This is a genomic window from Parageobacillus sp. KH3-4 (assembly GCF_022846435.1).
Classification (GTDB): domain Bacteria; phylum Bacillota; class Bacilli; order Bacillales; family Anoxybacillaceae; genus Parageobacillus; species Parageobacillus thermoglucosidasius_A.
The window spans coordinates 3347784-3371602 of sequence record NZ_AP025627.1; the positions used below are offsets into that span (position 1 = coordinate 3347784).

Annotated in this window: 24 protein-coding genes and 1 pseudogene; 7 read left to right on the forward strand and 18 right to left on the reverse strand. The window is 41.4% G+C overall.

All coding sequences use genetic code 11. The annotated features are described in order from the left end of the window. Positions 1 to 10: 10 nt before the first annotated feature. The 8 genes from MWM02_RS17010 to MWM02_RS17045 form a co-directional block, all read right to left on the reverse strand. On the reverse strand, positions 11 to 712 hold the full coding sequence (locus MWM02_RS17010) for an MBL fold metallo-hydrolase (protein WP_244402523.1): 702 nt from the start codon (positions 710 to 712) through the stop codon (positions 11 to 13). Continuing rightward, a complete protein-coding gene (locus MWM02_RS17015; protein WP_244402524.1) occupies positions 713 to 1843 on the reverse strand; it encodes a hypothetical protein in 1131 nt (376 codons plus the stop codon). 1 nt (position 1844) lies between these two features. Then, positions 1845 to 3827: an ATP-binding protein gene (locus MWM02_RS17020; RefSeq protein WP_244402525.1), complete on the reverse strand. Its 1983-nt coding sequence runs from the start codon at positions 3825 to 3827 to the stop codon at positions 1845 to 1847. 71 nt (positions 3828 to 3898) lie between these two features. Continuing rightward, the gene (locus tag MWM02_RS17025; RefSeq protein ID WP_157778188.1) at positions 3899 to 4075 is read right to left on the reverse strand and encodes a hypothetical protein; all 177 of its coding nucleotides are present in this window, start codon (positions 4073 to 4075) and stop codon (positions 3899 to 3901) included. A gap of 39 nt (positions 4076 to 4114) precedes the next feature. After that, on the reverse strand, positions 4115 to 4369 hold the full coding sequence (locus MWM02_RS17030) for a hypothetical protein (protein WP_003252946.1): 255 nt from the start codon (positions 4367 to 4369) through the stop codon (positions 4115 to 4117). Between the two features lie 235 nt (positions 4370 to 4604). After that, positions 4605 to 4781, reverse strand: a complete 177-nt coding sequence (locus MWM02_RS17035; protein ID WP_244402526.1) for a hypothetical protein — start codon at positions 4779 to 4781, stop codon at positions 4605 to 4607. Positions 4782 to 4796: 15 nt separating this feature from the next. Then, a complete protein-coding gene (locus MWM02_RS17040) occupies positions 4797 to 5318 on the reverse strand; it encodes a helix-turn-helix domain-containing protein (RefSeq protein ID WP_244402527.1) in 522 nt (173 codons plus the stop codon). 63 nt (positions 5319 to 5381) lie between these two features. Further along, complete coding sequence (locus tag MWM02_RS17045; protein WP_481861780.1) at positions 5382 to 5672, reverse strand: DNA-binding protein; 291 nt, start codon at positions 5670 to 5672, stop codon at positions 5382 to 5384. Positions 5673 to 6092: 420 nt separating this feature from the next. Here MWM02_RS17045 and MWM02_RS17050 point away from each other — a divergent pair, with 420 nt between their 5' ends. Further along, a complete protein-coding gene (locus MWM02_RS17050) occupies positions 6093 to 6470 on the forward strand; it encodes a hypothetical protein (RefSeq protein ID WP_035502456.1) in 378 nt (125 codons plus the stop codon). Here MWM02_RS17050 and MWM02_RS17055 read toward each other — a convergent pair. Then, on the reverse strand, positions 6467 to 6700 hold the full coding sequence (locus MWM02_RS17055) for a hypothetical protein (RefSeq protein ID WP_244402528.1): 234 nt from the start codon (positions 6698 to 6700) through the stop codon (positions 6467 to 6469). The genes MWM02_RS17050 and MWM02_RS17055 overlap by 4 nt on opposite strands. Before the next feature lie 13 nt (positions 6701 to 6713). Beyond that, positions 6714 to 6941, reverse strand: a complete 228-nt coding sequence (locus MWM02_RS17060) for a helix-turn-helix transcriptional regulator (protein WP_244402529.1) — start codon at positions 6939 to 6941, stop codon at positions 6714 to 6716. Between the two features lie 172 nt (positions 6942 to 7113). On the opposite strand from MWM02_RS17060, the gene MWM02_RS17065 reads away from it, so the two are divergent. Together MWM02_RS17065 and MWM02_RS17070 are read left to right on the forward strand one after the other, a co-directional pair. Beyond that, entirely contained in the window at positions 7114 to 7551 is a 438-nt protein-coding gene (locus MWM02_RS17065) for a helix-turn-helix domain-containing protein (protein ID WP_244402530.1), read from the forward strand. Positions 7552 to 7683: 132 nt separating this feature from the next. Further along, positions 7684 to 8484 carry a hypothetical protein gene (locus tag MWM02_RS17070; protein ID WP_244402531.1) on the forward strand — a complete coding sequence of 267 codons (801 nt, stop codon included), beginning with the start codon at positions 7684 to 7686 and terminating at the stop codon, positions 8482 to 8484. A 177-nt stretch (positions 8485 to 8661) separates the two neighbouring features. Here MWM02_RS17070 and MWM02_RS17075 read toward each other — a convergent pair whose 3' ends face one another. Next, the gene (locus tag MWM02_RS17075; protein WP_244402532.1) at positions 8662 to 10947 is read right to left on the reverse strand and encodes a S8 family peptidase; all 2286 of its coding nucleotides are present in this window, start codon (positions 10945 to 10947) and stop codon (positions 8662 to 8664) included. Positions 10948 to 10969: 22 nt separating this feature from the next. Beyond that, complete coding sequence (locus tag MWM02_RS17080; RefSeq protein WP_244402533.1) at positions 10970 to 12082, reverse strand: ATP-binding protein; 1113 nt, start codon at positions 12080 to 12082, stop codon at positions 10970 to 10972. 300 nt (positions 12083 to 12382) lie between these two features. Between MWM02_RS17080 and MWM02_RS17085 the strand changes: the two genes are divergently transcribed. Further along, the gene (locus MWM02_RS17085; RefSeq protein ID WP_244402534.1) at positions 12383 to 12910 is read left to right on the forward strand and encodes an ImmA/IrrE family metallo-endopeptidase; all 528 of its coding nucleotides are present in this window, start codon (positions 12383 to 12385) and stop codon (positions 12908 to 12910) included. A gap of 89 nt (positions 12911 to 12999) precedes the next feature. After that, positions 13000 to 14145 carry a site-specific integrase gene (locus MWM02_RS17090; RefSeq protein WP_244402535.1) on the forward strand — a complete coding sequence of 382 codons (1146 nt, stop codon included), beginning with the start codon at positions 13000 to 13002 and terminating at the stop codon, positions 14143 to 14145. Between the two features lie 58 nt (positions 14146 to 14203). On the opposite strand, the gene rlmD is transcribed toward MWM02_RS17090, so the two are convergent. From rlmD to MWM02_RS17110, 4 genes are all read right to left on the reverse strand, one after another. Then, positions 14204 to 15580, reverse strand: a complete 1377-nt coding sequence (gene rlmD, locus MWM02_RS17095) for a 23S rRNA (uracil(1939)-C(5))-methyltransferase RlmD (protein ID WP_064553289.1) — start codon at positions 15578 to 15580, stop codon at positions 14204 to 14206. 13 nt (positions 15581 to 15593) lie between these two features. After that, the gene (locus MWM02_RS17100; RefSeq protein WP_064553290.1) at positions 15594 to 16460 is read right to left on the reverse strand and encodes a DNA-3-methyladenine glycosylase family protein; all 867 of its coding nucleotides are present in this window, start codon (positions 16458 to 16460) and stop codon (positions 15594 to 15596) included. Positions 16461 to 16528: 68 nt separating this feature from the next. Further along, the gene (gene pdaA, locus MWM02_RS17105) at positions 16529 to 17332 is read right to left on the reverse strand and encodes a delta-lactam-biosynthetic de-N-acetylase (protein WP_481861580.1); all 804 of its coding nucleotides are present in this window, start codon (positions 17330 to 17332) and stop codon (positions 16529 to 16531) included. Positions 17333 to 17483: 151 nt separating this feature from the next. Further along, the gene (locus MWM02_RS17110; RefSeq protein WP_064553545.1) at positions 17484 to 19031 is read right to left on the reverse strand and encodes a fumarate hydratase; all 1548 of its coding nucleotides are present in this window, start codon (positions 19029 to 19031) and stop codon (positions 17484 to 17486) included. Positions 19032 to 19427: 396 nt separating this feature from the next. Between MWM02_RS17110 and yfkAB the strand changes: the two genes are divergently transcribed. Then, positions 19428 to 20552, forward strand: a complete 1125-nt coding sequence (yfkAB, locus tag MWM02_RS17115) for a radical SAM/CxCxxxxC motif protein YfkAB (RefSeq protein WP_244402536.1) — start codon at positions 19428 to 19430, stop codon at positions 20550 to 20552. A 117-nt stretch (positions 20553 to 20669) separates the two neighbouring features. Here yfkAB and MWM02_RS17120 read toward each other — a convergent pair whose 3' ends face one another. Both MWM02_RS17120 and cax read right to left on the reverse strand, forming a co-directional pair. After that, positions 20670 to 21458: a YfkD famly protein gene (locus MWM02_RS17120; RefSeq protein ID WP_064553296.1), complete on the reverse strand. Its 789-nt coding sequence runs from the start codon at positions 21456 to 21458 to the stop codon at positions 20670 to 20672. Between the two features lie 120 nt (positions 21459 to 21578). Continuing rightward, positions 21579 to 22631, reverse strand: a complete 1053-nt coding sequence (gene cax / locus MWM02_RS17125) for a calcium/proton exchanger (protein ID WP_244402537.1) — start codon at positions 22629 to 22631, stop codon at positions 21579 to 21581. Positions 22632 to 22783: 152 nt separating this feature from the next. Here cax and MWM02_RS17130 point away from each other — a divergent pair. Further along, positions 22784 to 23662, forward strand: a pseudogene (locus tag MWM02_RS17130) (IS982 family transposase). Positions 23663 to 23819 lie beyond the last annotated feature (157 nt).

A 23819-nucleotide genomic window follows, 5' to 3' on the forward strand; every position in this document is an offset into this window, starting at 1 on the left:
CCTCATTTTTTTAAGGGACGAAAACCATTTTCCCGGTTAGCTCCATAATCTCTTGCTTAAACTGTTGAGCGTCACTGTTATTGTCTGATAAGTGAAGCAGCCATATTTCTTGTACTTTAGATAGATCATTTGCCTTCAAAAATTCTTTCACGTTCTCTAAAGAAAAGTGTGATCTAAGCAACCTTTTTTTCATAACTTTTGGAACCCGTCCTGCAGCAATATTCTCGTTTAGAATGGCTAACGAGTAATTGCATTCGACCATAATATGTGTGAGATCAGGAAACCGGTAGCGGATATAGTACGTATCCGTTGCGAACAAAAGTTTTTCACGCTGTTGGTTCATCAATAGATATCCAATCGGTTCAGATGAATCGTGTTGAACATCAAAAGGAAGAATAGTCCAAGAACCAATCGTGAATTGTTTTTTAGCTTCGACGGTTTTAATACGATGATGTTTTATATCAATTGCTCCTGCAGTACCGGCTGACATGTAAACATTGATTCCGGCCTTTAACACGTCATTTATTCCTTTGCAATGATCTTGATGTTCATGAGTAATTAAAACGCCTTGAATATCTGAAGTCCGGAAATTTAACCTTTTACGAATATTTTTAAATGGTATCCCTGCTTCCAGGAGCAAGGGAGTTTGCCCGTCCGTAACGTAATAACAATTTCCCTTGCTCCCAGTAGCAAGTGCTTTTATCTCGATCATTTAAAATCCTGGTCCTTCTGTGATATTTTCAAATTGCATTTGTTCCTGCTTTTGTTCTTCTAACGTTTCTTCGTTTGGAAGAACATTAGCCGGTTTAGGATCAGGCTGATCAATTACTTCAACTTCCTGTGCTTCTTCATATTCCACTTCTTCAAAATCGAGTTCTTCCTGATTGGCGTTTTCCTCAATCTCTTTTCGCACTCGGATGTATTCCTGATCCGTATTTTCTTCATAGATCAACCCTATATAGGCATTCCCAAAATCCTTTGGTATTTTTTTCACTATGTTATTTCTCATTTTTCGAATGATCATGCTTTCTCGGCTTTGCGGATCCTTCCATGCTGGACTGATATATTGTTGAAGCTCCGGATCGTCAAGGGCACTATCCAAACCTAGTTTTTCCGCTTTTTCAAGAATAGCCCGTTTCTTCTCGGCAATCTGTTCTTTTTGCTTTGCAGTAGCTTTATACCGATTTTCAGCGAGTCCGAAAGTTTCATTCATCAAGTTGTTGTTAATGTGTGCAATTAGATTTTTCAAAACATCTTCACGTTCCGAAATGTAAAACTCGATGGTGTTGTCCTTTTTGATGATGGGATAGACAACTCTCACAACTTTTCCTTTCCCCGTGGGTGTCCATTTTGGAGGCGTCATTTCGAGTCCGTTGTAAGTTGGATATTCAAACTTATCATTTTCTCTTACTAGCCAGAATTGCTTAACCTCTTTCACATTTCGGCCGAACCGAGAGAGAATGGCATCGTTGCCATCTCCCTCGATCCCCATTTCGATTTGCTTTTTCCAATGTTCATTACCATCCTTGTCCTTCACCTTCACGTTTCGAAGCTGGAAATAGACTTCACGTGGATGGGCAGATGCGTTTAATTTGAGTGCGGCCACATTCAAAAGAACTTGGGTAATGTTGCTTTTGTCTAGGTTAGGATCATTCCAGCTGACCATGTTGGTGTCCAAAACGTTATTTATGGCCCCAATTGCGGCAAGGACACACTGTTTAGAATAAGAATCCATTTCGATACCATTGCCTTGCAATTGTTTTTGGATTAAAGGAAAGTAAATATCATTCACTTTTGTTAATTGAGTACCAAATTCTTTTTTGGCCACTACATTGTTTGCCATATCAGATAACCTCCTTCAAAATTTGTTTGGTTTCAACCCTTAAAGTTTTGTCTTTTTCGGATACGTATAGTGCAATTAACTGACTGCTAATCTCTGGGAGGTTCGTTATTCCTTCAGCATTATCGATAAAAATCGGGCAAGAAAATCCATAGTATTCTGAAAGAGTTTGGATAATATCTAATCCCACTACAATACGTGCCGCGTTGTTCAGGCCACTGTCATAAGGTACCCCGTTGTAGGTTGTAACACATGTTTCTTGAAGGCCTCCGTTAATCTGAGTTTCAAAGAGTTTGAACCGAGAAAATTTGAATCTGCTATTGATTTTTTCTTCCAGCAAATTAACTTTGGTTCTGATGAATTCTTCCGTAAGGAAAATCTGATGCTCAAGTTTCTCAAATTCTGCAGCAAGTTCGCGTTCCTGCTCTTCCAACTCCCGGATCCGTTCTTCGGATTGTTTGACGATCGCGAATTTACCTAGGTCAGCTTGGAGTTGATCTCTTTTTTGCTTGAGTTCCAGGATTTCAAATTGGATGGATTGGATCGATTCATTGGCCGATTGCTGCAGTTCTGCTATTTCATTTTGGAGATCCGCTTTTTCTTGTAATTTTGCGACATATTCCGGATTCTCAGTGATATCCACGATAGTGCTTTCCACGACTTTCAGCTGCTCATTCAGTTTTTCAAGGACCGATTGTTTTTCGGAAATTTGTCCCTCGAGTTTTTCCTTTTCCTTCGCCAGTTGCTCGTTTTCTTCCATCAACTTTTGCTTTTGAGCCGCCCCACTTTTCCCCTTGGCCGTGATTTCTTCAAGTTTACGGGCTTTTTCCAAATTGAAATCCTTTAACGCTTTTTCCCTGGCAGCTTCAATTTGTTCAGCTGGCAGGGCTTGGCCACACGTCGGGCAAGTGCAATTTTCGTTATGCAGGAATTGTTGCTCATTGACTTCCTGCCATTCCTTTCTCCATTGTTGAAGTTGAGATTCGATGCGAGCGATGTTTTCCTCATTGAATTTCATTCGGTTTTCGATATTTTGAACTTTCGATTTCAACAGCGAGATATTCGACTCTTCTTCCTGGATCCGGGCTTTCAACCGGTACAATTCTTCTTTTGTGTCGGATTCGTGGGCCTGCTGGATCCGGAGGAGTTCCAATTCAACTTCTTGGATTTGTTTCCGTTTCTCTGCGATGGCTGCCCCGTTGCGGATGTTGCTAATCAATTCCTGTTTTTCTTCAATTTCCGCGTTGATAGTGGCAATTTCAGCCTCGAGGGAATCTTTATCCAACCCAGTCAGATCCGGAAGGTTGTGGTGAATTTCGTCTATACGGACCGGTATCTTTTGCAGCTGATCATTGATTTCCTTTTTCCGCGCAGCAATAACTTTCCGATGGTTCTCGATGCTTCGGCCGTTTAGGATATTCATCAGTTCAGCCAGATCATTGTTACTTGCAATGACCTCTTCATCTGTAATGCCACCGCAAACCTCAAGCAGGATCTTCCGACGGTCTTGCCATTTCAGTTGCTCGTTGAAGTATGTCGGAGATGTCAGCAATTTGAAAACATCCTCGTCAATCAGATTAGAAATCAATTCGTCGTACTCTTTTTTCTTCACTGGTACGCCGTCAACGAAATAATCAGTGGTGTGCCCGGTAAATTCCGCCTGTACGGATCCGCGTTTCTTGGTCCATTTCTCACTGAACACTTTTTTCAGCGTCAGTTGCTTTCCATCAACCAAAAACACGCCTTCCACCTCGTGATCGAGGTTGTGGATCGGATTCCCGTTTTTGTCCAAGGTTTTGATGGCGAAGTCCTTCTTATTTTGACTGTCCCTATCGAACAAGAGCCATACAAACGCATCGAACAATGTTGTTTTTCCAGTCGCATTATCACCGTATACCCGGACATTTTCTCCGTTAGCTTCAAGGGAAAAAGAACGAATTCCCTTGAAGTTTTTCAGATTAAGCGACAATAAACGAATTTCTTTCACGATTTCCCCCTCCTTGTCTTTTCTTGAAAAGAGTGCTATACTTAAAGTAATTCAAATATGTTTTCAACGGCTCACTTGACAGAGTGAGCTTTTTTACTTCCAAAGAATTCAATTGATATGCCATAAACGTCATGTAGATACTTTTCTAAGTTGTCAGTGTGCACTTCCTCAAATCTGTTCCAATCGACGAAAATACGCTCTCCATCAATTGGTGTACCGTACCGATCAACTTTTTGCTTAATCGACAAGCACCATCCCTCCCTTTCAGATCACGTCAAGTGCTGTTATCACCCCAATATTCGCGATACAAAATCGATTTGAATGCCGCGTTTGCGCATATCGTTGATAACTTCAAAGAGCTGTGCTCGTCTATGTTTTTTCATTTCCACTTCTTGCAATTGTTCAACTAGAAACTGCAGCTCAGAGATTTCAATTTTCATAGATTCATAGTCGCGGTTTTGCAACGCATCTTGTATATACTCCATGCACAGTGATGCCTTCTCCAACAAATCCGCTTCCTGCAACATGATCGAATCTTGCACTCCCGTTCACCTCCTTTCCTTTTCAAACAGACGTCATCGCAATGACCATCGCATGTATTATGGCGCGACTCCCCCCTTCCGGATCATTTCTCGCTCAGTCTGTTTGGTGCTCATGCGCACCGACTGAAGCACAGACAATCACGGGCTGGGGGTGCACCCGCCGCCTGCGCTCCAGTCGGCAAGCATGAGCTTGCCTTTTGCATCGGAGCATGGTATGTTAAGAGTAGGGCTTGTTTTACGAAGCAGTGAGCGTTTCGCTTGCTGCTTTTTCTTTTTCGAATCGCTGGTAAAATTCTTCTTTGGCAGCCAATTCTAACGCCATCAACAACGTTGGATTGTTCCGCAGTTCCGCGCAAACTTCCCTAACCTCTGCCGCTTTCATCAATCGGCTTGCTGAAAGTACCGCGTACATTTAAAATCACTCCTTTCATTTTCGGATGAATCCTTTCGATTTTAGTTTTGTTCGATGTTTTTGCCACATCTTTAACCAAGAAAAACCGTAATCAACACATATAACGGCAACGTATTGCGTGAGTGCAACGATCGCGTCAATCGCTTGCAAAATCGCTTCTTCGAGGTGCTGTTTGTCAAAATCTCGTATGGATCGAGGATGATTGGCGACGCAAACACTTTCGATTGCTTCAAGCGCTTCGGTGAGTTCTTCACGTGTTTTCATCGCAACGCTTGCCCGGTGAAGATCGACCATTTCTCCATCCAGCTTCACAGGTCCCCATCCGGTATACTCAGCCGCAGCCTCGAGGGCCACCCACGGATTGTTATGCTTCTCGGCAAAATATTTAGATATGTTTGGCTGCACCCGGTACCGCCCATTTTCCTGGTGCGATACCGATTCGCGCGATTCATAGATTTCAAAGGAAAGCTGCTGTTGGGTCATATTGGCTGCTTTCCTTGCCGCTTTGACCGCGTCGGCGGCTCTACCACGTTTCATTTTTCCTTTTCCCCTTTCTACCAATCTTTGAAAATAGTTTTACTATACTATGAATAGAAGTGCTTACATTGCCGTTTTCTCAAAAAACGATGTGTTTTCTTCCACCCATCGCGTATGCTTTTCGATCCATCGAAACAGCAAATGGGTAGGAATGAGTACTCCTGCTTCGCGGAATACCGGAAAATCAGCGCGGTTCAGCAATTCTGACGTTTTCGTCTGACTAATGTTGAAAAGTTCCATGAGCTGTTTTCGTGTCAGCATCGGCGGCAATTGAAATTGATGATATTTCGTTACTTCATTGACTGCTTTTGTCACTTCCTCATGGATCACTTGGCGTATTTGATCAATGTTAATTTCGAATTTAATGACGGATGATGAATTAACTTGATCCTCAATATGGGAAAGACGATGCTCTAATTCAGCAAAACGTTGTTTGTCGTTCATTTTGTCACCACCCTACTTTTGATTATAGAAAATTGGCTTTTTTCCAATTTCACATCCATAAGGTTTCGCAAATGTCGTTTTCCAGCAAGTTATGATGGACACTTGGTTCAACTTCCTTTCAAGTTCTTTCATTTCTCTTCACTTCAAACGAGGCAAATTGGAAAAAAACGCGAAATGACTGTCAAGACTTATTTTTCAAATTTCTTTTTAAGACGAGAAACACGTGCTTCTAACTCAGAAAGACGTTGTTTGAGATTCGTTTGAATAATCTCCTTGTAGGAATTTCCTCACTTCCTGTCGAAATAAGACGATGAAGGAGGCGACATTAACATGGCTGACTTTCCAGACGGAAGTGTCTTACGTGAAGCAATATCAGGTAAATGGTACCGTATAGCTAAAGGCTGTGGTCGTTCCACGTTGTTACTTGACTTACCTAACGGGATTTTATTGGCGATTAATGTAAGTTCTAAAATGATCGAAATCTTAGTTCCTGATAAGAATGAAATCTATCGAAGAGCCGGCGATGTTAGTTTTGAGATTGAAAACGGTAAAACTATTGTGCATCTTTTCAGTGAAGCTCTAGAAGAAATTCAGCTAGACACTCAAGGAACAAAAATTTCAAATACATTTAGTGAACTCACGTCCATATTTGCGAAATTAGATCTCTCTAAAGTGGAAGAGTGGTATACCAAAAGAATTCCTGATTAAGAACGATGTGAAAGTGTGAAATTTCGGTTCGGATAAAATTTTTTTAGTTCGGAAACAGGAATAAGACGATTTCCGCATACCCCGCAAAACGCCAAGTTTTCATGCCAAGCTCTGCCGCAATTAGTACAACCGTTTAAATTGACTTTTGGGGCCGCCGTTTCTGCGGTGGCTTTCTTTTCAAGTTCAGCAATACGTTGTTCTAATTCGGTAATGCGTTGTTCGAGATTCATTTAGCTCACCTCCTTAGGCTGATGCTGTTTCATTTTGTTCCTTAAGGGAACGTTCGTCTTTAAAAAAAATTGTCCAATTAAAATCGAGAACCGAAGCAATCTTCTTAGCAACTTTAACAGTCGGTGTTTTTGTCCCATTTTCAATATGAGTGTAATAGCTCCTTGAGATTTCGCAGTTTTCAGCAACTTGACTTTGAGTCATCCCTTTTTTTTCACGTAACTCTTTAAGCCATGTTCTCAATTAATTTCACCACCTTTTGTTCCTTTTGGTAACTTTTGATTTTATTATATGTCCCTAAAAGTAACAAGTCAATATTTTTTTATCCTTTTAGGAACATTTTTTAATTCCGCTTTAAAGTTTCTTTCAGTAACATTATAATAATTAATATAATTAGGTAGATTGCGGTGATAGTATGCAAACCTTTGGAGAAAGGTTAAAACATTTACGGGAGAAGAAAAAACAAGAAAACCCAAAGTGGACTCAAGAATATGTCGCTGACCTTGTTGGAGTAGCACGAACAACATATACAGCATATGAACGTGGCACTAAACAGCCTCAATTAGACACGGTAAATAAATTAGCTGATTTATTCGAAGTTAGTGCTGACTATCTCCTCGGCCGCACCGATAACCCAAATCCACCAGAGAATGATGATAAAGAGTTAGGTACATTGGCAAGAATCAATCAGCTCATTAAAGAGCACGGTATTGAGCAAATGGGCTTCTTCGATATTGAGAAGTGGAAAAGCCTATCGGAGGAAGAGATCGAGGAAATCATCAAGCACTTCGAGTGGGTTGTTCATAAAGCAAAAGAGAAGAATAAAGCAGCAAGAGAAGGCACCGAAGACTAACTTAGTTCCAGGTGTCTTTATCTTTTTTTATAGGAAAAATGGGATATGACCAGAAAACAAAAACTAAATTAATGTAGCAATTGTTGATGTAGGAACTAAGAAATACCAAGTAGATATACTGGGGAGGTTCATATGCTTACAGTTCTAATTGAACCAACGAAAATAGAAGATTTTTTCAAACAGTTAAATCATATTAATACTCTTCCTAAAATTCTATTATTGATCGCCGCAACCATTGTACCTTTGCTCCCTTTTTTCAAAAAATTTTTAGCAGCTAATACTTTTAATGATTTAGATCATTTGTTTATCACAAAATATGAAAGTCAGATAAATAAATTTTTAGTTAACATACAAAATGTTTTCTTCTTTTCAATTTTCTATGTAGGGGTAGCCACTTTTTACACCTTTTTAATTGGAGAAAAATTATTTATTGCAAATATTTTTTTCCTAAAATTATTACGCATATGCCTATATATATTCTTAATTACTCTCATCCTTATTCTCTTAAAAATATGCATAGAAACCTTTAAAAAAAAGCAATTATATCCCAAAGCTACATTCTGGTTACTAGTTATAAACTGCGCAACTAGTTTAATACTTTATTACTTAGCAACAACTCATTATTTGTATTATGGAAAATGGAAATTCAATACAGATGCTTTTAATCTAATAATAACTCCTCTTTTCTTATTTTTGGTCTATAAATTGGCTACGAGACCTTTTAAACAACAGGAAGGCTTTTTTTACATAGTTAAATTGATTTCCGAGGAAGAGATCAAAGAAAAAACTCTTGCTTTTAGGTACTCTTTCGATACCGACAGAATGATTTTTACCGAACCAGATGATGAAAACTTTGAGAAACCTTATGTTTACGACCGTTCTCAAAATCAATATTTTCAATACATCAAAACAAAAAAAACAAATCAGCCGTAATATTAAAACATAATAAAAAGAGACCCATTCAAAGGTTGTTTGACCGCAAACGGAATACCATATAGTTTTTCTCTTATTGTTCGATGTATATACGGTAGCACAGAAGGGTGTCCCGTCATTTTTGAGACACCCCTTTTTTAATCAATGGAAATCATTATCTCACTACAGAAGGGAGTTTTAACGAATAGGAATCATAATCTCATTTCGATTTCTTATATGAATTGGTTCTAACACTTTGTATTCATTTAAAATTGCTTCATAAAGATTCCCTTGATATTTTGGAACACTAATTGTCACCACAACAGCATAATCAATACGATCTGCACTACCATTTCTTCCAAGTCCATGAAGCACTAAGAAAGGTCTATATAAAGAATTAGCACGCTTTCTTGTCCATCTTTTTACAACAGTATCCCATTTTAAATCGCTTCTTCTAGCCTGCTCCGTTTGGTATTTCTCGGTTGGACTTGAAGCTGGTAATAAGCTCTGTGTCCAACCATCATTTAATAATTCTTCTATTTCTTGCTGATTTTCTTCAATATGTAGAGTACGTATCTTTTTCCCACTACTCAGGTCTTTGGTAAATTTATATTTTTTGCTATGAGGATAAAAAGTATCCTCAATTGCAGATTCAGTATAGTCCTCAACATGAAGAGCATTCGCTTTTGACAAAGTAGCAATTGTCCACGATAACTCAACTTCTCCAGATAACTGAATACTGACCGGTAGAGGTATAGGAAGTTTAGCCATTGAACTTGGATTTAATGAGCTTGAATAAATAATGGTAACAGAATTTTTTTCACACTTTAAAATGTCGTCAACAGTTTTGTCTACAATTCCATAACCTATTAAATTATCTACTTTGTTTGGATTCTGCGCCGCGTGAATTATTAAAGCACGAGCCACTAACGGACTAAATTGATTACATCTCCCTAAAATTTCAGCGGCTTTACTAGCTATAATCGGAGCAGCAAAACTTGTTCCTTGGGCTAACCATTTTTTACTGTGATCTGTACTAAGAAGGTGAATAGGGAACCTGGAATCTCCACCAAAAGCACATACATCAGGCTTAACCTTGCACCCTTCTCTTCCTTCACCTACACAACTGTAAGATGCTCGAATTTTTTCTCCTGTACGGTAATCAAATGTATAAGCACCAACTCCCAACCCATTCACTAAGTCTGCAGGAGCTTGGATACGATTTAATGGGCTTGGTTTATCCCCATCATTCCCCACCGCTACAACAAACAACTTACGGAAATTCCATGCTAGCTGGTCTAATGAAAACGTAAATCTAGAGATTTCATCATCCAAAATAGGACCTATAGGACCAAAAGATAAATTATATACATTAATATCATTTCTTGTCGGTACAACCTCCTCAATAAAATCAATTGCTTCGTACAAATCAAGATCTGTCGGATCACTTTGAGGAAGTACACGAAAACTTTCAACAAAAACAATCGGATCTTCAAGCTGCGTATTAGCCTCGTATTGATTAAGATCTCCATATAAAACAACACCAGCTACTGCTGTACCGTGATTTATCCCCTCCTGAACAGGCGTTGATTGTACAGATTTATTTTCTTTCGCAAATTTATTTAGAAATGGATGAGTTGTGTCTATACCACCATCAAAAATTCCCACCTTTATTTGTGAAACACTATTACCACGAGGAGGAGTTAATAACACAGGCTCAATATCCGAATTCCTTAAACCTGGAAAGAAATTCACTTTAAGTGGATGTACCGTCCTGAGCGGATTAAAATCCGCTACCTCTTTAACAACCTGCTTATTAACATAAGCACTAATAAAAGTCGGTCCACCACTATAAGTTTTAATCTTTAAATTTTTATCCTCTATGCCAAATTTATTTAAAATATTTTTAAATTTTCTTATCATGTCATCATTTTCATCACCAAAAGGATGAAGAACAAACTCAACTGTTCCTTCTTCCCACTCTTCCTCAAATCCTTGGATAACCTCATTCTTTTTTAGAATTGATATATCTTCAAGTTTTCTAATATCATTTTTTAAACTATCCGACAAAGCATGTTCATTGGACTCAAGAATATTCTCAAAATTGGTTAAACTGTCAATATCTACCTTTACAAAATGCATCTTACTATATTTTTCTTCATCACCACGGTAAAATTTCCAACGTCTAGAGCCAATATTTTCAAATCTCGTCTCTTTAAAAAGCGTATTGGGGGTATAGGTTTTTGCAAGAAATTTTTCGTGTAGTCGTAAAGTTACAACAATTTCCTTCATTCTTTTTTCTTCAGGTATTTCCTGTATTTCTTTTTTTAAATTTTCAACTTGTTTTTTTACCCTTATTCGCGCTTCATTGTAACTTCTCGGATAGGTAGGGCCATTACCACCAAAATTTTTTTTAACTGCTTCTATCATCTTTTCTCCATATCCGATAATAGGAAAGTATTCCTTATTATTCCCATTTTCCATTCCTCTTCCCCCCGTTCTAAAATCATTGAGTTAAAGATTTTAGATGATGGTTTACAGTAGATGGACTAATTCCCATAATTTCTGCTATTTTAGCTTGGGATAACTTATTACCGTAATATTCTTTAATAAGTTTTATCATTTGTTTATTAAAATTTGATGGAACATCAGGATATATTTCTTTTATTGTTTTGATAAGTATCTTCTTTGGATCATCTTCATCAAGAATAACTTGTCGAAGAACACGTTCACTAATTTGCTTGATATCAGAGGCGCTTACATTATCCAAAGTTTTGCTTATTACCCATATAAAGTCATCTGGTAAATTTATTATATCTCTACTAAGATGTTTGGTCCATAATTTATATCGAAGCTCTTCATTTGGTAAACCCATTTCAATCTTTAGATCAAATCTTCTCCATATAGCCTTATCCAAAAATTCAGGGTGATTTGTAGCCCCAATTAATACAGAATGACTTGGCCACTCTTCCAATTCTTTCAAGAGTACATTTACAATGCGTTTAAGCTCTCCGAGATCCGTAGGATCATCACGTCTTTTTGCTATTGCATCAAATTCATCTAATAACAGTATAGACGGCTTCAATTTAGCATAATCCAATACTTTTTTGATGTTTTGTCCAGTCTTACCTAGATAACTTGATATTGAAGAAGCTAAATCTAAAGTAATTAAAGGAAGAGACAATTTATGCGAAATATATTTAGACAACATAGTTTTACCAACCCCAGGTGGTCCAAATAACAAAAGGCTGTTAGGTGGTTTTATTCCATTACTAATTAATTTTTCCATTAGACTTCTTTCTTTTAGAAAACGGTTTATCTTCTCCTCAACGTTTTCCTCTAAAACAATTTGCTCCTCAAATGTAGTATTATCCGTAATTTTGACTAAAGACAAAAAAGAGTCTTTATCTACCGGAGGAGATTCAACTCCTAATGACCTTGTTAGTGGTGCTCCAGCACTATAAGTTGATAATATCTTCGCTAACTCATTCGAAATTATTGGATATTCCTTTTTGATTTTCCTAATAATTGTTAATGTGGATAATTCGACAGTTCGTTTATCCCCTTCTAGCGAAGCACGTACAAGTTCTGGGAGGTGTTTCAAAACCTTTTCACTCATTCGATACCACCTTCATTATATATATATTCGAATAATTAGATTATATTTTACGTTAAAGAAAGAGTCAATCTTCATTCGATACATTTATAATTTACTCTTTTATCGAACAAAAAATTCAACTCAGATTAAATAGCCTTAGTTAGATTTTTAATAATCGATTTATCCGTGTTCAATGAATTATCAAAAAATTCATTGAAATTATCATAATAGATTCAACAAAAATAGTCTGAATTATAGATTTTTTCTTTTTATTGCCAAACCAAACATTTGTTCCTATAATATCCTTAGGAGGGGGACAATATGGAGCTACGCCGCTACTACACAACCGCGTTGGAAGACTGGGTGACCAAGTTTTATACACGACTAAACATCTTTTATCCTTGCCAAATCGATCCATCATTTATTGCTCGAAAGATGAACATTTTCTTGCGCGAAAAGCCTTTTCCATCAACACATCAAGTTGTGGGCCGCTTTCGCTGCATTGTTGTCGACTCCCGACTATCTAAAGAGGAAAAGCGAGAAGCCTTCTTTCATGAATTATGTCACATATTGAGGCACGTTGGTATACAGAGTATGATGCCGGAGGCTTTTCGAGAACTGCAAGAACGGGATGCAAATCATTTTACGAAATATGCTGCTATTCCCTTTCATATGTTAAGATTCATTGACTGGCACGAGCCATACATAGTTGATTATATGTCCAATATGTTTAAAGTAACGCCAGAGTTATGTGAAGAACGTTTAACACAGGTTAAAAATCGTATATTAATCAAACAGTCGAAATTTGTATCAGCAAATCTATCTTGCGAAAAATCGGTCACATTCTAAAAACAAAATGCGATAAATTATACCAAAAACCATCTGGAAGCGTTTTAACATAAACAGTATGAATGTTTTACACGAAAGGAGGAACAACGGTGGCTTATTTCCGCAAAGTGCCTGCTAAAAATGCTAAAGGATATACTTGGTCCGTTACCGTGGATTTAGGTCGGGACCCCATCACCGGAAAAAGACACCAAACTACACGGCGTGGTTTTGCAACAAAGAAAGAGGCTGAAAAAGCAGCGAGTGAACTCATTGCCCAGGCAGAAAAAGGTGTAAACATCATCAATCAAAATATATCTTTGGAAGAATACTTAAAAGATTGGATTGAGCTATCCGCCAAACGAAAAGTAAAGGAAACAACTTTAAAAAATTATATAAGAGCAATTAACCATCGAATTATTCCGGCTCTAGGCAAAATTCCGCTGCGTAAATTGACCGCTGCACAATGCCAACAATTTATTAATGCCCTTATAGATGAGGGATTATCAGAACGATATATCGAGTACATCTATACTGTTTTGTACGGAGCGTTGCAAAAAGCGATTGAATGGGATTTAATCCTGGTAAATCCGTTAATAAAAGTGGACGTTCCTCGAGGCAGAAAAAGAAAGTACATGACATGGACACGGGAGGAACTCAATCGATTTTTAAGTTTCGCTAAATTAGAAAACATCATATACTACACAGCCTTTCTAACTGCAGCCCATACCGGCATGCGCCGCGGTGAACTTTTAGGGCTGAAATGGCAGGACATTGATTTTGAACATGCACGAATTCATATCCAGCGAAACTTAATTTACGACGAGGATGGATTTCGATTTGGAGATTTGAAAACAGAAGCTTCCCAGCGCATTATTGCAATGGACGACTTTCTCTTAAAAGAGTTGAAGCGATATAAAGCAAAACAAGCTGAGATTAAATTGATCGTGGGAAACCAATATGAAGATAACGGCCTTGTCTTTGCGCGTGAAACGGGAAAACCGATTTTCCCTCGTACGTTAACAGATATCTTCAATCGTGTTATAAAAGCCGCTGGAGTAAAGAAAATACGTTTTCATGATCTAAGGCATACTCATGCCACATTACTCCTTGAGGCAGGAGCGGACTTAAAAGAAGTACAGGCACGTTTAGGACATGCCTCTATCAAAACGACCGGTGATGTATATGCCCACGTAACGAAAGAAATCGAAGAAAAAACTGCACGTATATTCGGTGATTTTATACGAAAAAACAGCTAGGTGGCACAAATGTGGTCAAAATGTGGTCAAATGCCACCTAGCCTCCTTAAAAATGCCCTTATTTCAAGGTTAATTTCGCGACACACTCCACATGGGCCGTATGCGGAAACATATCGACAGGCTGGATATAATCAACTTTATAAAATTTCGATAGTACGTCGATGTCTCTTGCTAGGCTGGATGGATTGCAAGAGACATATACAATTCTTTGCGGTTTTACTTTAAGAATCGTTTTTAGCAGCTGTTCATCACAGCCGGTGCGCGGCGGATCGACGACGATGACATCGGGCTTCCAGCCTTCCTTCACCCATTTTGGAAGCAATGCTTCCGCCTTGCCGCTGACGTACGTTGCGTTGGCAAATCCGTGTTTTTTCGCATTTTTTTTGGCATCTTCAATCGCTTCGGGAATGACATCCATCCCGCGGATTTCACCGGCGCCTTTGGCGAGCCAAAGCCCGATCGTGCCGACGCCGCAATAGGCATCAACGACTTTTTCCGTCCCCGTTAAAGCGGCTGCCTTTTTCACTTCGTCATACAGTTTCACCGTTTGCACCGGATTTAGCTGAAAAAACGCGCGCGCTGACAGTTCGAACGATAAATCCCCTAACACTTCTTGAATATATTCTTCTCCCTCTAAAAGCAACGATTTTTCCCCGAAAATAAGCGATGTTTTTTGTCCGTTAATATTTTGCACGATCGACTTTACTTCCGGAAGGCGCCGCTTTATCTCGGCGATGAGCAGTTCTTTTCGGGGAATTTCTTTTTTTGTAGTAATAAGCACAAGCTGCACATCCCCCGTATGAAACCCGACCCTTGCGACAATTGTGCGGACAAGCCCTGTTTGCGTCCGCTCGTTGTAAATCGGAATGCGCAAATCTTGGAGAATCGTTTTCACAATGTTGGTCACGCGGTTCGTAGCCGGGTGCTGGATTAGGCATTCAGAAATATCAATGAGCTGATGGGAATTCAAGCCATACAAACCGGCGATGACCTCTCCCTTTTTCACGCCGACTTGGAACTGGCTTTTATTGCGATAATGCCACGGGTCATCCATCCCGATCGTCGGGCGGATTTCCAGTGTTTCCACCGGCAGCCGGCAATGCCGCTCGAGCGCCTGAATGACAATATCGCGTTTTTCGCGAAGCTGTGCTTCGTAATCCAAGTGCTGCAGCTGGCAGCCGCCGCATTGTTCGTAGACAGGGCATCTTGGTGTGACGCGGTGCGGGGAGCGCTTGCGGATTTTTTTAATTTTCGCTTCCGCATATTTCGGGTGAATGTGCGTCGCTTCCACGACGACTTCCTCTCCCGGGAGAGCGCCGGGGACGAATACCACTTGCTTTTTAAAATAGCCGACTCCTTCTCCATTGATGCCGAGCCGTTTAATCGTCAGCGGAAACTGTTGTCCTTTCTTGATGGTGATTGTCTTTTTCGTCATTGTTTGCCACTCCTCATTCGATGCTTCTCCATAAATATAACGATGCGTAGCTTAAATATGGCTCCCAGCGCTTGCTTAGCTCTTCCATTTGTTTCATCGACGGCCTTTCCGAAAGACCAAGGAGGCGCTGGACCGCCCGCTGCAAGCCAATGTCCGCCTTTGGAAACACGTTTCGTTTTCCAAGCCCAAACAGAAGGAAATTTTGCACCGTCCATGGACCGATGCCGCGAACCGACAACAAGACTTCCATCACTTCCGCTTCGCTTTTGCGCGCGAGTTCCTCCAATGACAGCTTCCCTTCGGCAATGAGCCGGGATGCATCGATGATATACTCCGCTTTTCGCCCGCTTAACTGCAGCTGTTTCAGTTCATCATAGGAAAGTGCGGCAATGTCTTCCGGCCTCGGATAAAACCAAACGCCATCGATTTGCGTTCCGAACGTTTGCACAAAACGCTCCGTCAGGCGGGAAGCAACTTTCAAATTTAACTGCTGGTGAATCAGGCATTTCATTAAACAAAAATAAAGGTCAAAATCTAAAATAAGCGGCATTCCTTCATATTCGACAAAAAGCGGTTGTAATTCAGTCCGCTGAAAATGTTCATGAATCAGGGCAAGCGGTGTATTCCATTGAAACAGATGGGAAATCCGCTCCATAATTTCATGTTTTCGTTCTGGGTATGGCGCTGTCACAAGAAAGCTCGGTTCATCCTTTGTCCCGATGCTTTCAACAGTCACAGCGATTGGCTTATTCTGTATATAAAGCGGAACAACGACTTTCTGTTGCGCTATGTCCATCGATATGAGGGGATCGAGCGCAAGCCGCGCCAAAGCATGGGAAAAATTATACGGCGGAGCGACATCCACTCGCTGTTGCCACATAACGGATCACCTTTTTATCGTCGTTAATACCCACATTATAACGAAAAATACCCCTTTGAACAAAACATTCAAGGGGTAAAAAGCAATGGAGGCAAATTCATTTTTTCGGCCATCAGATCATCAAGGCTTTTAAACGTGTAGCCTTGCTTGCGCAAATCGTCGATCACTTTTGCCAGCGCCTCCGCATTATCTTTCGAGACAGTATGAAGCAATAAAACCGCGCCCGGATGAATTTGTTTCATAATGTTATCGTATGCATACTTCCATCCTTTTTGCTTGTTCGTCTGCCAATCCACAAACGCAAGCGACCAAAACACGTGGTAATAACCAAGCTCATGGGCGATCGCCATCGTCCGTTCGCTGAAAATGCCGCGTGGCGGGCGAAGATACATCATTCCTTTCTGCCCCGTCAATTCTTCCGTTTTTTTCCGAACCGATTCCAGCTCCTCCCGCAGCCGTTCATCGCTCACTTGCGTTAAATCAGGGTGATGCCACGAGTGATTGCCGACAATATGTCCTTCTTTTACCATTCGCTTCACTAAATCAGGAGCGGTGTTTAAATAGTGCCCTGTTACAAAAAAGGTCGCCGGCACTCGTTTTTCTTTTAAAACATCTAAAATTTTCGCTGTATAGCCGTTTTCGTAGCCGTTATCAAACGTTAAATAAATTTCTTTTTTATTTGGATTTCCTAAATAAAACGCATCATATTTAGCAAGCAGTTGATCCAACTCCTTGCCCGCGGAAGGCGGCTCGTGGTTCTCGCTCCGTTTAAACCCCCAATGAATCGCTTTATTGCTTGCGGCTTCCGCGGAAACAGGAACAAACGATAAAATGACGGCACATAAAAACAACCATATCGTCGCGTTTTTCACCGATTTTTCCTCCTTGTCGTGCTGCTAACCATTAGTTTTTTCCATCGCTTCCGCTTTAACCGCGCCATTTTTTTCATAAAAAATCACCGCCAGCATTAAGCTGACGGTGATGGTGCAAGCGTTTCTCAATATCTTCGTGGATGGCGAACTCTTATTTGAAAACCGGTTCTTTGAATTGAGCGAGTTTCTCTAACGACGATTTCTCGACATCTTCATGCAAGCTGTTGCCGTGAGCGTCCATTGTGACGACGGCGGTGAAGTTTTCGACGCGCAAATGCCACATCGCTTCCGGAATTCCGAACTCCAACAAATCAACGCCTTCTACCGATTTAATACAGTCCGCATAATATTGCGCCGCGCCGCCGATCGCGTTCAAGTAGACGCCGCCATGTTCTTTTAGGGCTTGCAGCGTTTTTGCGCCCATGCCGCCTTTGCCGATGACCGCGCGGACGCCGAATTTTTTCATAATGTCGCCTTGATACGGCTCCTCGCGAATGCTTGTCGTCGGGCCAGCCGCTTTCACTTGCCAATTGCCGTTCTCATCTTTCAGCATGACTGGGCCGCAGTGGTAAATAATTTGTCCGTTCAGATCAACAGGCGCATCGTGATCCATTAAATACTTATGGATCGCATCGCGGCCGGTATAAATGACCCCGTTAATGCGCACAACGTCGCCGACTTTCAACTGGCGAATCTGTTCTTCTGTAATCGGAGGCTCCAATACAACTTCACGGGTTTCGCCAAGCTGAGCAGCCGCCGATGTTTCGGCTTTCTCCAATTCTTTGTCAAAATCGACGTCTTCGCCTTCCTGATAGAGCCATTCCGTGATTTCGCCTGTTTCTGGGTCAATTTTTACGCCAAGGCGGCGGAACGCCCAGCAGTTATAAGCGACGGATACGAAGAAGCTTGCCGGGATGCGGTGCATCGCTCCAATTTTACAGCCTAACAGCGTCGATTCGCCGCCAAATCCCATCGTGCCGATGCCAAGTTTATTGGCGTTTTCCATAATGTATTCTTCTAGGCGACGAAGATCTTCGTTTGGATTGACATCGTCGACGGAACGGAAAAGCTGGTCTTTCGCCAGTTCATAGCCGGAAGCGCGGTCCCCGCCGATGCCGACGCCGATAAATCCGGCGCTACACCCTTGCCCCTGCGCTTGGTATACCGCATGCAAAATACATTTGCGGATGCCATCTAAGTCGCGCCCAGCGCGGCCAAGCCCTTCCAGTTCACACGGCAAACTGTATTGAATGTTTTTGTTTTCACAGCCGCCACCTTTTAAAATAAGACGCACATCAATGTAATCGTTTTCCCATTGTTCAAATTTAATAACGGGAACACCAACGCCAAGATTGTCGCCGCTATTTTTTCCTGTTAACGAATCAACGGAGTTCGGTCGAAGCTTCCCGTCTTTTGTCGCCTGAACGATCGCAGCATGAATCGCTTCTTTCATTTTTATTTGATTGGCGCCGACCGGCACTTTAATTTTGAACGTCGGCAATCCAGTGTCTTGGCAAATCGGCGATACGTTTTCTTCCGCCATTTTTATGTTGCCGGCAATCGTCGTCAGTGCCATCGCCGCCCGCGTTCCTGCGTTTTCCCGCGCTTTTGCGCGAGCGATCGCCCGACGCACGTCTTTTGGCAGTTTCGTGGAAGTCTCCACGATAAGTTCATACATGCTTTGTTGGAATTTTTCCATGTTCAACGTTCAACGCCCCTTCCCCTTTGCTCGTCCTATGTATTACTATTTTGAATTCTCTTCCTATTCATTATAACGTTTTTCCACCTTTGTGTAAAATTGAACACCTTTGCTTGCTTTGCAGAAAAAGAAGCTTTCCTGTTTACTTGCCTCATCCGATTTGTCACTCCTTTCAGAAAATGGCGTCCTCGCCCGATCTTCGTGCACAAACAATCATGAAAACGCAGCCCTAACCTGCCGCGCAGCGATAGGAATGCGATTATCCGTTATGCATATAGTCAAAGCAATTGACAATTGCAACATTCGTTTTTCATAATAAACGATGACTGCATCAAAGATATTTCAAACGTGTCCGAAATATTGTTAGTTTAGCTTACCAGAAAAGAGGAGAATCATATGGATTCATTTACACTTCGACCTATTACACCGTCGTTTGATCCATGGGAAGCGTATCTTGATATAGAAGAATACGGAAAATTGCAATTGACAAACATCGAATTTACGACGACAACATTATGCAATATGCGCTGTGAGCATTGCGCCGTCGGTTATATGTTGCAAACAAAAGACCCGGAAGCGCTGCCGCTTGATTTGTTAATCAAGAGGCTGGAAGAAATCCCGCATTTGCGTTCGCTGAGCATTACCGGCGGTGAGCCGATGTTGTCGTTGAAATCGGTAAACAACTATGTCGTTCCGTTGCTGAAGTATGCCCATGAGCGGGGGGTACGGACGCAGTTAAACTCGAATTTGACGCTAGAGCTAGACCGTTACGAAAAGGTAATTCCGTATTTGGATGTGCTGCATATTTCACATAACTGGGGAACGATCGATGACTTTGTCGAGGGCGGATTTGCGATGATGGAGCGCAAACCTAGCGTCGCGCAGCGCGAAAAATATTTCGAACGAATGATCGAAAACGCGAAAACTTTGGCAAAAGCGGGAGTCATCGTCTCCGCAGAAACGATGCTAAACAAACGGACAGTTCCGCACTTAGAAAAAATTCACCGCCAAGTCGTCGACGAAATGCATTGCAAACGTCATGAAGTGCATCCGATGTACCCTAGTGATTTCGCGAGCGCGCTCGAAACGTTGAGCTTGGACGAATTGCGGCAGGCAATCCATCATCTTCTTGATATTCGCGACGAAAATGTTTGGATGTTGTTTGGGACGCTTCCGTTTTATCCGTGCAGCGATAACGAAGAAGATTTAGCGCTGCTGAAACGGCTTTATTCCAGCAAAAACGTAACCGTCCGCAACGATCCAGACGGACGTTCCCGCTTAAACGTCAATATTTTTACAGGAGATATTATCGTGACGGACTTCGGTGATGAGCCGGCGCTCGGAAACATCCGGCATGATACGCTGTTAGAAGCATATGAAAGATGGTTAAACTCCCCGCTCGCGAAACAGCTCAACTGTCATTGTCCGTCTGTTCAATGTCTTGGGCCGAACGTACTTGTGAAAAACGCCTACTATTCTGATGTTGATTTTACGAAACGAAAAGCGCGAATCAAAAAATAAAAAGAGGCTGGCTCAAAAGATTGTTTGCCCACAAACGGAATGCTTTTTATTGTTCCGATAACGCATATATGGCAGCACAGAAGAAGGGTGTCCCAAAAGCGATGGGGACACCCTCTTTTATCGCGGTTGTTCGCTTGTGACGTATGAAAAATATAGACGGTCTTGCACAGGAATCCACGCGCCAATCCCCCGCGTTGTGACGTTTTTCACGACAATTTTCTTTTTATTCCCTTTCAGGACAACATACACTTCTCCATAGGTGACTTTTCCTTTTTCATTCACGGCTGGCGCATAAGCGTACAAATAGCCGAGCTTTTTCGCAGGCACTGCATATGGACGATCTTTTTTCGTCCCAATCCCAACCACCGTGCTGAACGCTAACGGTAAATTCGTTTTTTTCATTGCCGCATTCAGCATCATTTTTTGTACCGCTTCTTCATTTGGAATTTGCGCTGTTAAACCGCCGCGCACATGTTTTTGCATTTCTTGTCTGTAATATAGTTTTTGTGGAGCATTGCCGCCGCGATTATCAAGAAAGTTTGTATTGATTTTTTGATATTCCCAATTCGTTGACGTTTCTAGCGATTGATAATGAAGCGGCCATTGCCCTAAGTAAATCGTCGCCCGATATCCAATGGCAAACGGCGTGCTTGAAACGGAAGATTCGTTAAGAAGCCGAATCAGTTCTGGATTCTCAATTTTTACGTTTGCCGAATTTAAGAGCTGTTTCGTAAATTTGCTTGGTTCCAAATGCGGCAAATCTTGCGTCGGGTTTGGGTACGTATTTTCTTTCGCAATATCCACTACCGAGTTCGGTCCAACTTGTCTAGAAGAAGCATCAGCGGTGAAAGTAGTAGCATACATCATAAACATGCCAATAAAAAGACAGATACTCCATTTTTTCATTAACATTCGCTCCTTTCCATTGCTACTTTCACCATTATTTTCTTTCAAAAAAATACCGTTTATCCGTATCGAAAAAAATTTATGACAAAAGGCTCCACCGCTTGGCAGAGCCTTTTTCGATCAAAGCAAATAAAAGCCAATTCCCATAATCGTATAAGCGGCGAGCAATGTCGCCCCTTCAAACCAATTCGTATCCCCGTCATTGGAAATAACGATCGTCAAAAGTACAGATGTCGCCATCGCGATCAATTCCGGCATCGAAAAAACAAGCGGCATCTTTTCTGGAAAGAGCAAAGAAACTAGGACAAGCACAGGCGCAACAAACATAGCGATTTGTAACGTTGAACCGATCGCGATTTCGACGGCAACATTCATTTTGTTTTTGTATGCCATAATCACAGCCGAAGCGTGCTCTGCTGCGTTTCCAACGATGGCGACAATGATAATCCCGATAAACAATTCGCTCCATCCAAATGATTCTGCCACCGTTTCAAACGTATGGACAAGTCTCTCGGATATGTAGGCAACGGCGAGGGTCGCCAGCGCCAAAATCAAAATCGATTTTCCTTTCGTCCATTCTGGCTTTTCGTGTTCTTCCACGACATCCGATTTTTGCTGATATACACCGCGATGGGTGACAAGCTTAAAGTATAACGCTGCCAAATATAAAACAATCATAATAATCGAAATGCCGACGCTAAGCGATAGCTTTTCTTGACTCGACATATTCATTGTAAACACTTCAGGAATCACAAATGCCACTAAAATCGCAAACGTAAGCAATCCTGCGTTATGGCGGGCATCATATACATTGAATTCTTGCCGTTTATATTTAAGGCCGCCAACAAAAAACGATAAGCCAGCCACTAACAATAAGTTGCCAAGCACCGAACCGGTAAGTGAGGCGAGCACGACTTCCACAAGCCCTGCTTTTAAAGCAAAAATGGAAATAATGAGCTCTACCGCGTTGCCGAACGTAGCATTGAGCAATCCCCCTATACGAGGGCCGGCTACAATCGCCAAACTTTCCGTAGCGCGCCCCATATAGCTTGCTAAAGCAATAATCGTTAAACAATAGACGGCAAACATCAAGACGGCGGGCCAATGAAGAAAACTGCCGATTACCGATAATGGAACTCCGATCGATACCATCCACGCAAATACTTTATTCATCGTGATGACTCCACCTTTCCAACATATAAAAAATCCTTTTACACTATTTTATACCCGTGGTGCTAGATAAAATCAGACAAGCATAAAAGTAGCCCTTGCATGAGGATCTCCTTAAAATGAAAGTGCGACCAAACACCAAAAGGAGAGTTCCCATGCAAGAGCACTTTCATTTTACAACAGATAGAGCCAAACTTCAAAAACAATATGCATCGATTTTGTATTTTGTATCAGCTCAACTATCGAGTATCCAGATTCATCTTCAACGTCGAAATCTTCATTGGTTGAAACAGAAGCACGAGGTCATCATTGCCGTCCATGTCCTTGGAAAGTTGCTGGGCTTTACTTCCGAACGGGCTTGACACCGGTTTGTGATCGGGAATTTGTTTTCCAAGGACTTGTTCCCTGAACGTTCTCGATACAACCGTCGTTGCCGGGCGCTTGGCTTTGCGATCAAGTGGATGCGGCACCAGCTGGCCAAACGCGGGCAGCACCATGCGTATGCGGTCGTGGACAGCTTGCCGATCGAGCTGTGTCATTCAGCCCGAATGCATCGCGCCAAACGGTTTCGTGGAATCGCCGATATTGGCTATTGTGCTTCGAAAAAGATCGCTTTCTATGGGTTGAAACTTCATCTGCAGGTCACCGACCAAGGGCTTCCGATGGGATATGTCGTCACCGAAGCGTCTTGTCACGACCGGGTGGCCGCTGAAACCGTCATGACGCAAATTCCACATCCATATAATCTGGGTGACAAAGGGTACATCAGCCAAAAACTGCAAAAGAAGCTGTACGAAGAGCATCGAATTGCTTTTTGGACACCCGTTCGAAAAAACAGCGAATTCGCCAATCTGATGCATGGAAACAGGGGATGAAACGAAAACGCAAAGTGATTGAAACCGTGTTTTCGATTTTAGTCGATTCACATCGGATCACCGAGATTCGGAGCGAACTCGGTTTCTGGATTTGAAACGGCATTGGATGCTATTTTACCGGCTTACTCGCTTGTTGTTCTTGGGCTAGTTGAGTGTTAAAACTCAACTAGCTGTTTAGTGCAAAATAAAAGTACAGAGTTCTGTAACAAAAAAGCGCAGAGCTTCATGGCATAAAAAAAGGCTTGCCAGCTCCTAAAATACCTCTACTGTTTAAGGTTGTGAAGAACAAAACAGTGGAGGTACAGAAAGGATGCTA

Bases quoted from the DNA above. Each gene is read 5' to 3' on its own strand.
- MWM02_RS17010 (WP_244402523.1), bottom strand. From the start codon at position 712: ATGATCGAGATAAAAGCACTTGCTACTGGGAGCAAGGGAAATTGTTAT.
- MWM02_RS17015 (WP_244402524.1), bottom strand. From the start codon at position 1,843: ATGGCAAACAATGTAGTGGCCAAAAAAGAATTTGGTACTCAATTAACA.
- MWM02_RS17035 (WP_244402526.1), bottom strand. From the start codon at position 4,781: ATGTACGCGGTACTTTCAGCAAGCCGATTGATGAAAGCGGCAGAGGTT.
- MWM02_RS17040 (WP_244402527.1), bottom strand. From the start codon at position 5,318: ATGAAACGTGGTAGAGCCGCCGACGCGGTCAAAGCGGCAAGGAAAGCA.
- MWM02_RS17050 (WP_035502456.1), top strand. From the start codon at position 6,093: ATGGCTGACTTTCCAGACGGAAGTGTCTTACGTGAAGCAATATCAGGT.
- MWM02_RS17055 (WP_244402528.1), bottom strand. From the start codon at position 6,700: ATGAATCTCGAACAACGCATTACCGAATTAGAACAACGTATTGCTGAA.
- MWM02_RS17065 (WP_244402530.1), top strand. From the start codon at position 7,114: ATGCAAACCTTTGGAGAAAGGTTAAAACATTTACGGGAGAAGAAAAAA.
- MWM02_RS17070 (WP_244402531.1), top strand. From the start codon at position 7,684: ATGCTTACAGTTCTAATTGAACCAACGAAAATAGAAGATTTTTTCAAA.
- MWM02_RS17075 (WP_244402532.1), bottom strand. From the start codon at position 10,947: ATGGAAAATGGGAATAATAAGGAATACTTTCCTATTATCGGATATGGA.
- MWM02_RS17080 (WP_244402533.1), bottom strand. From the start codon at position 12,082: ATGAGTGAAAAGGTTTTGAAACACCTCCCAGAACTTGTACGTGCTTCG.
- MWM02_RS17085 (WP_244402534.1), top strand. From the start codon at position 12,383: ATGGAGCTACGCCGCTACTACACAACCGCGTTGGAAGACTGGGTGACC.
- rlmD (WP_064553289.1), bottom strand. From the start codon at position 15,580: ATGACGAAAAAGACAATCACCATCAAGAAAGGACAACAGTTTCCGCTG.
- MWM02_RS17100 (WP_064553290.1), bottom strand. From the start codon at position 16,460: ATGTGGCAACAGCGAGTGGATGTCGCTCCGCCGTATAATTTTTCCCAT.
- MWM02_RS17110 (WP_064553545.1), bottom strand. From the start codon at position 19,031: ATGGAAAAATTCCAACAAAGCATGTATGAACTTATCGTGGAGACTTCC.
- yfkAB (WP_244402536.1), top strand. From the start codon at position 19,428: ATGGATTCATTTACACTTCGACCTATTACACCGTCGTTTGATCCATGG.
- MWM02_RS17120 (WP_064553296.1), bottom strand. From the start codon at position 21,458: ATGAAAAAATGGAGTATCTGTCTTTTTATTGGCATGTTTATGATGTAT.
- cax (WP_244402537.1), bottom strand. From the start codon at position 22,631: ATGAATAAAGTATTTGCGTGGATGGTATCGATCGGAGTTCCATTATCG.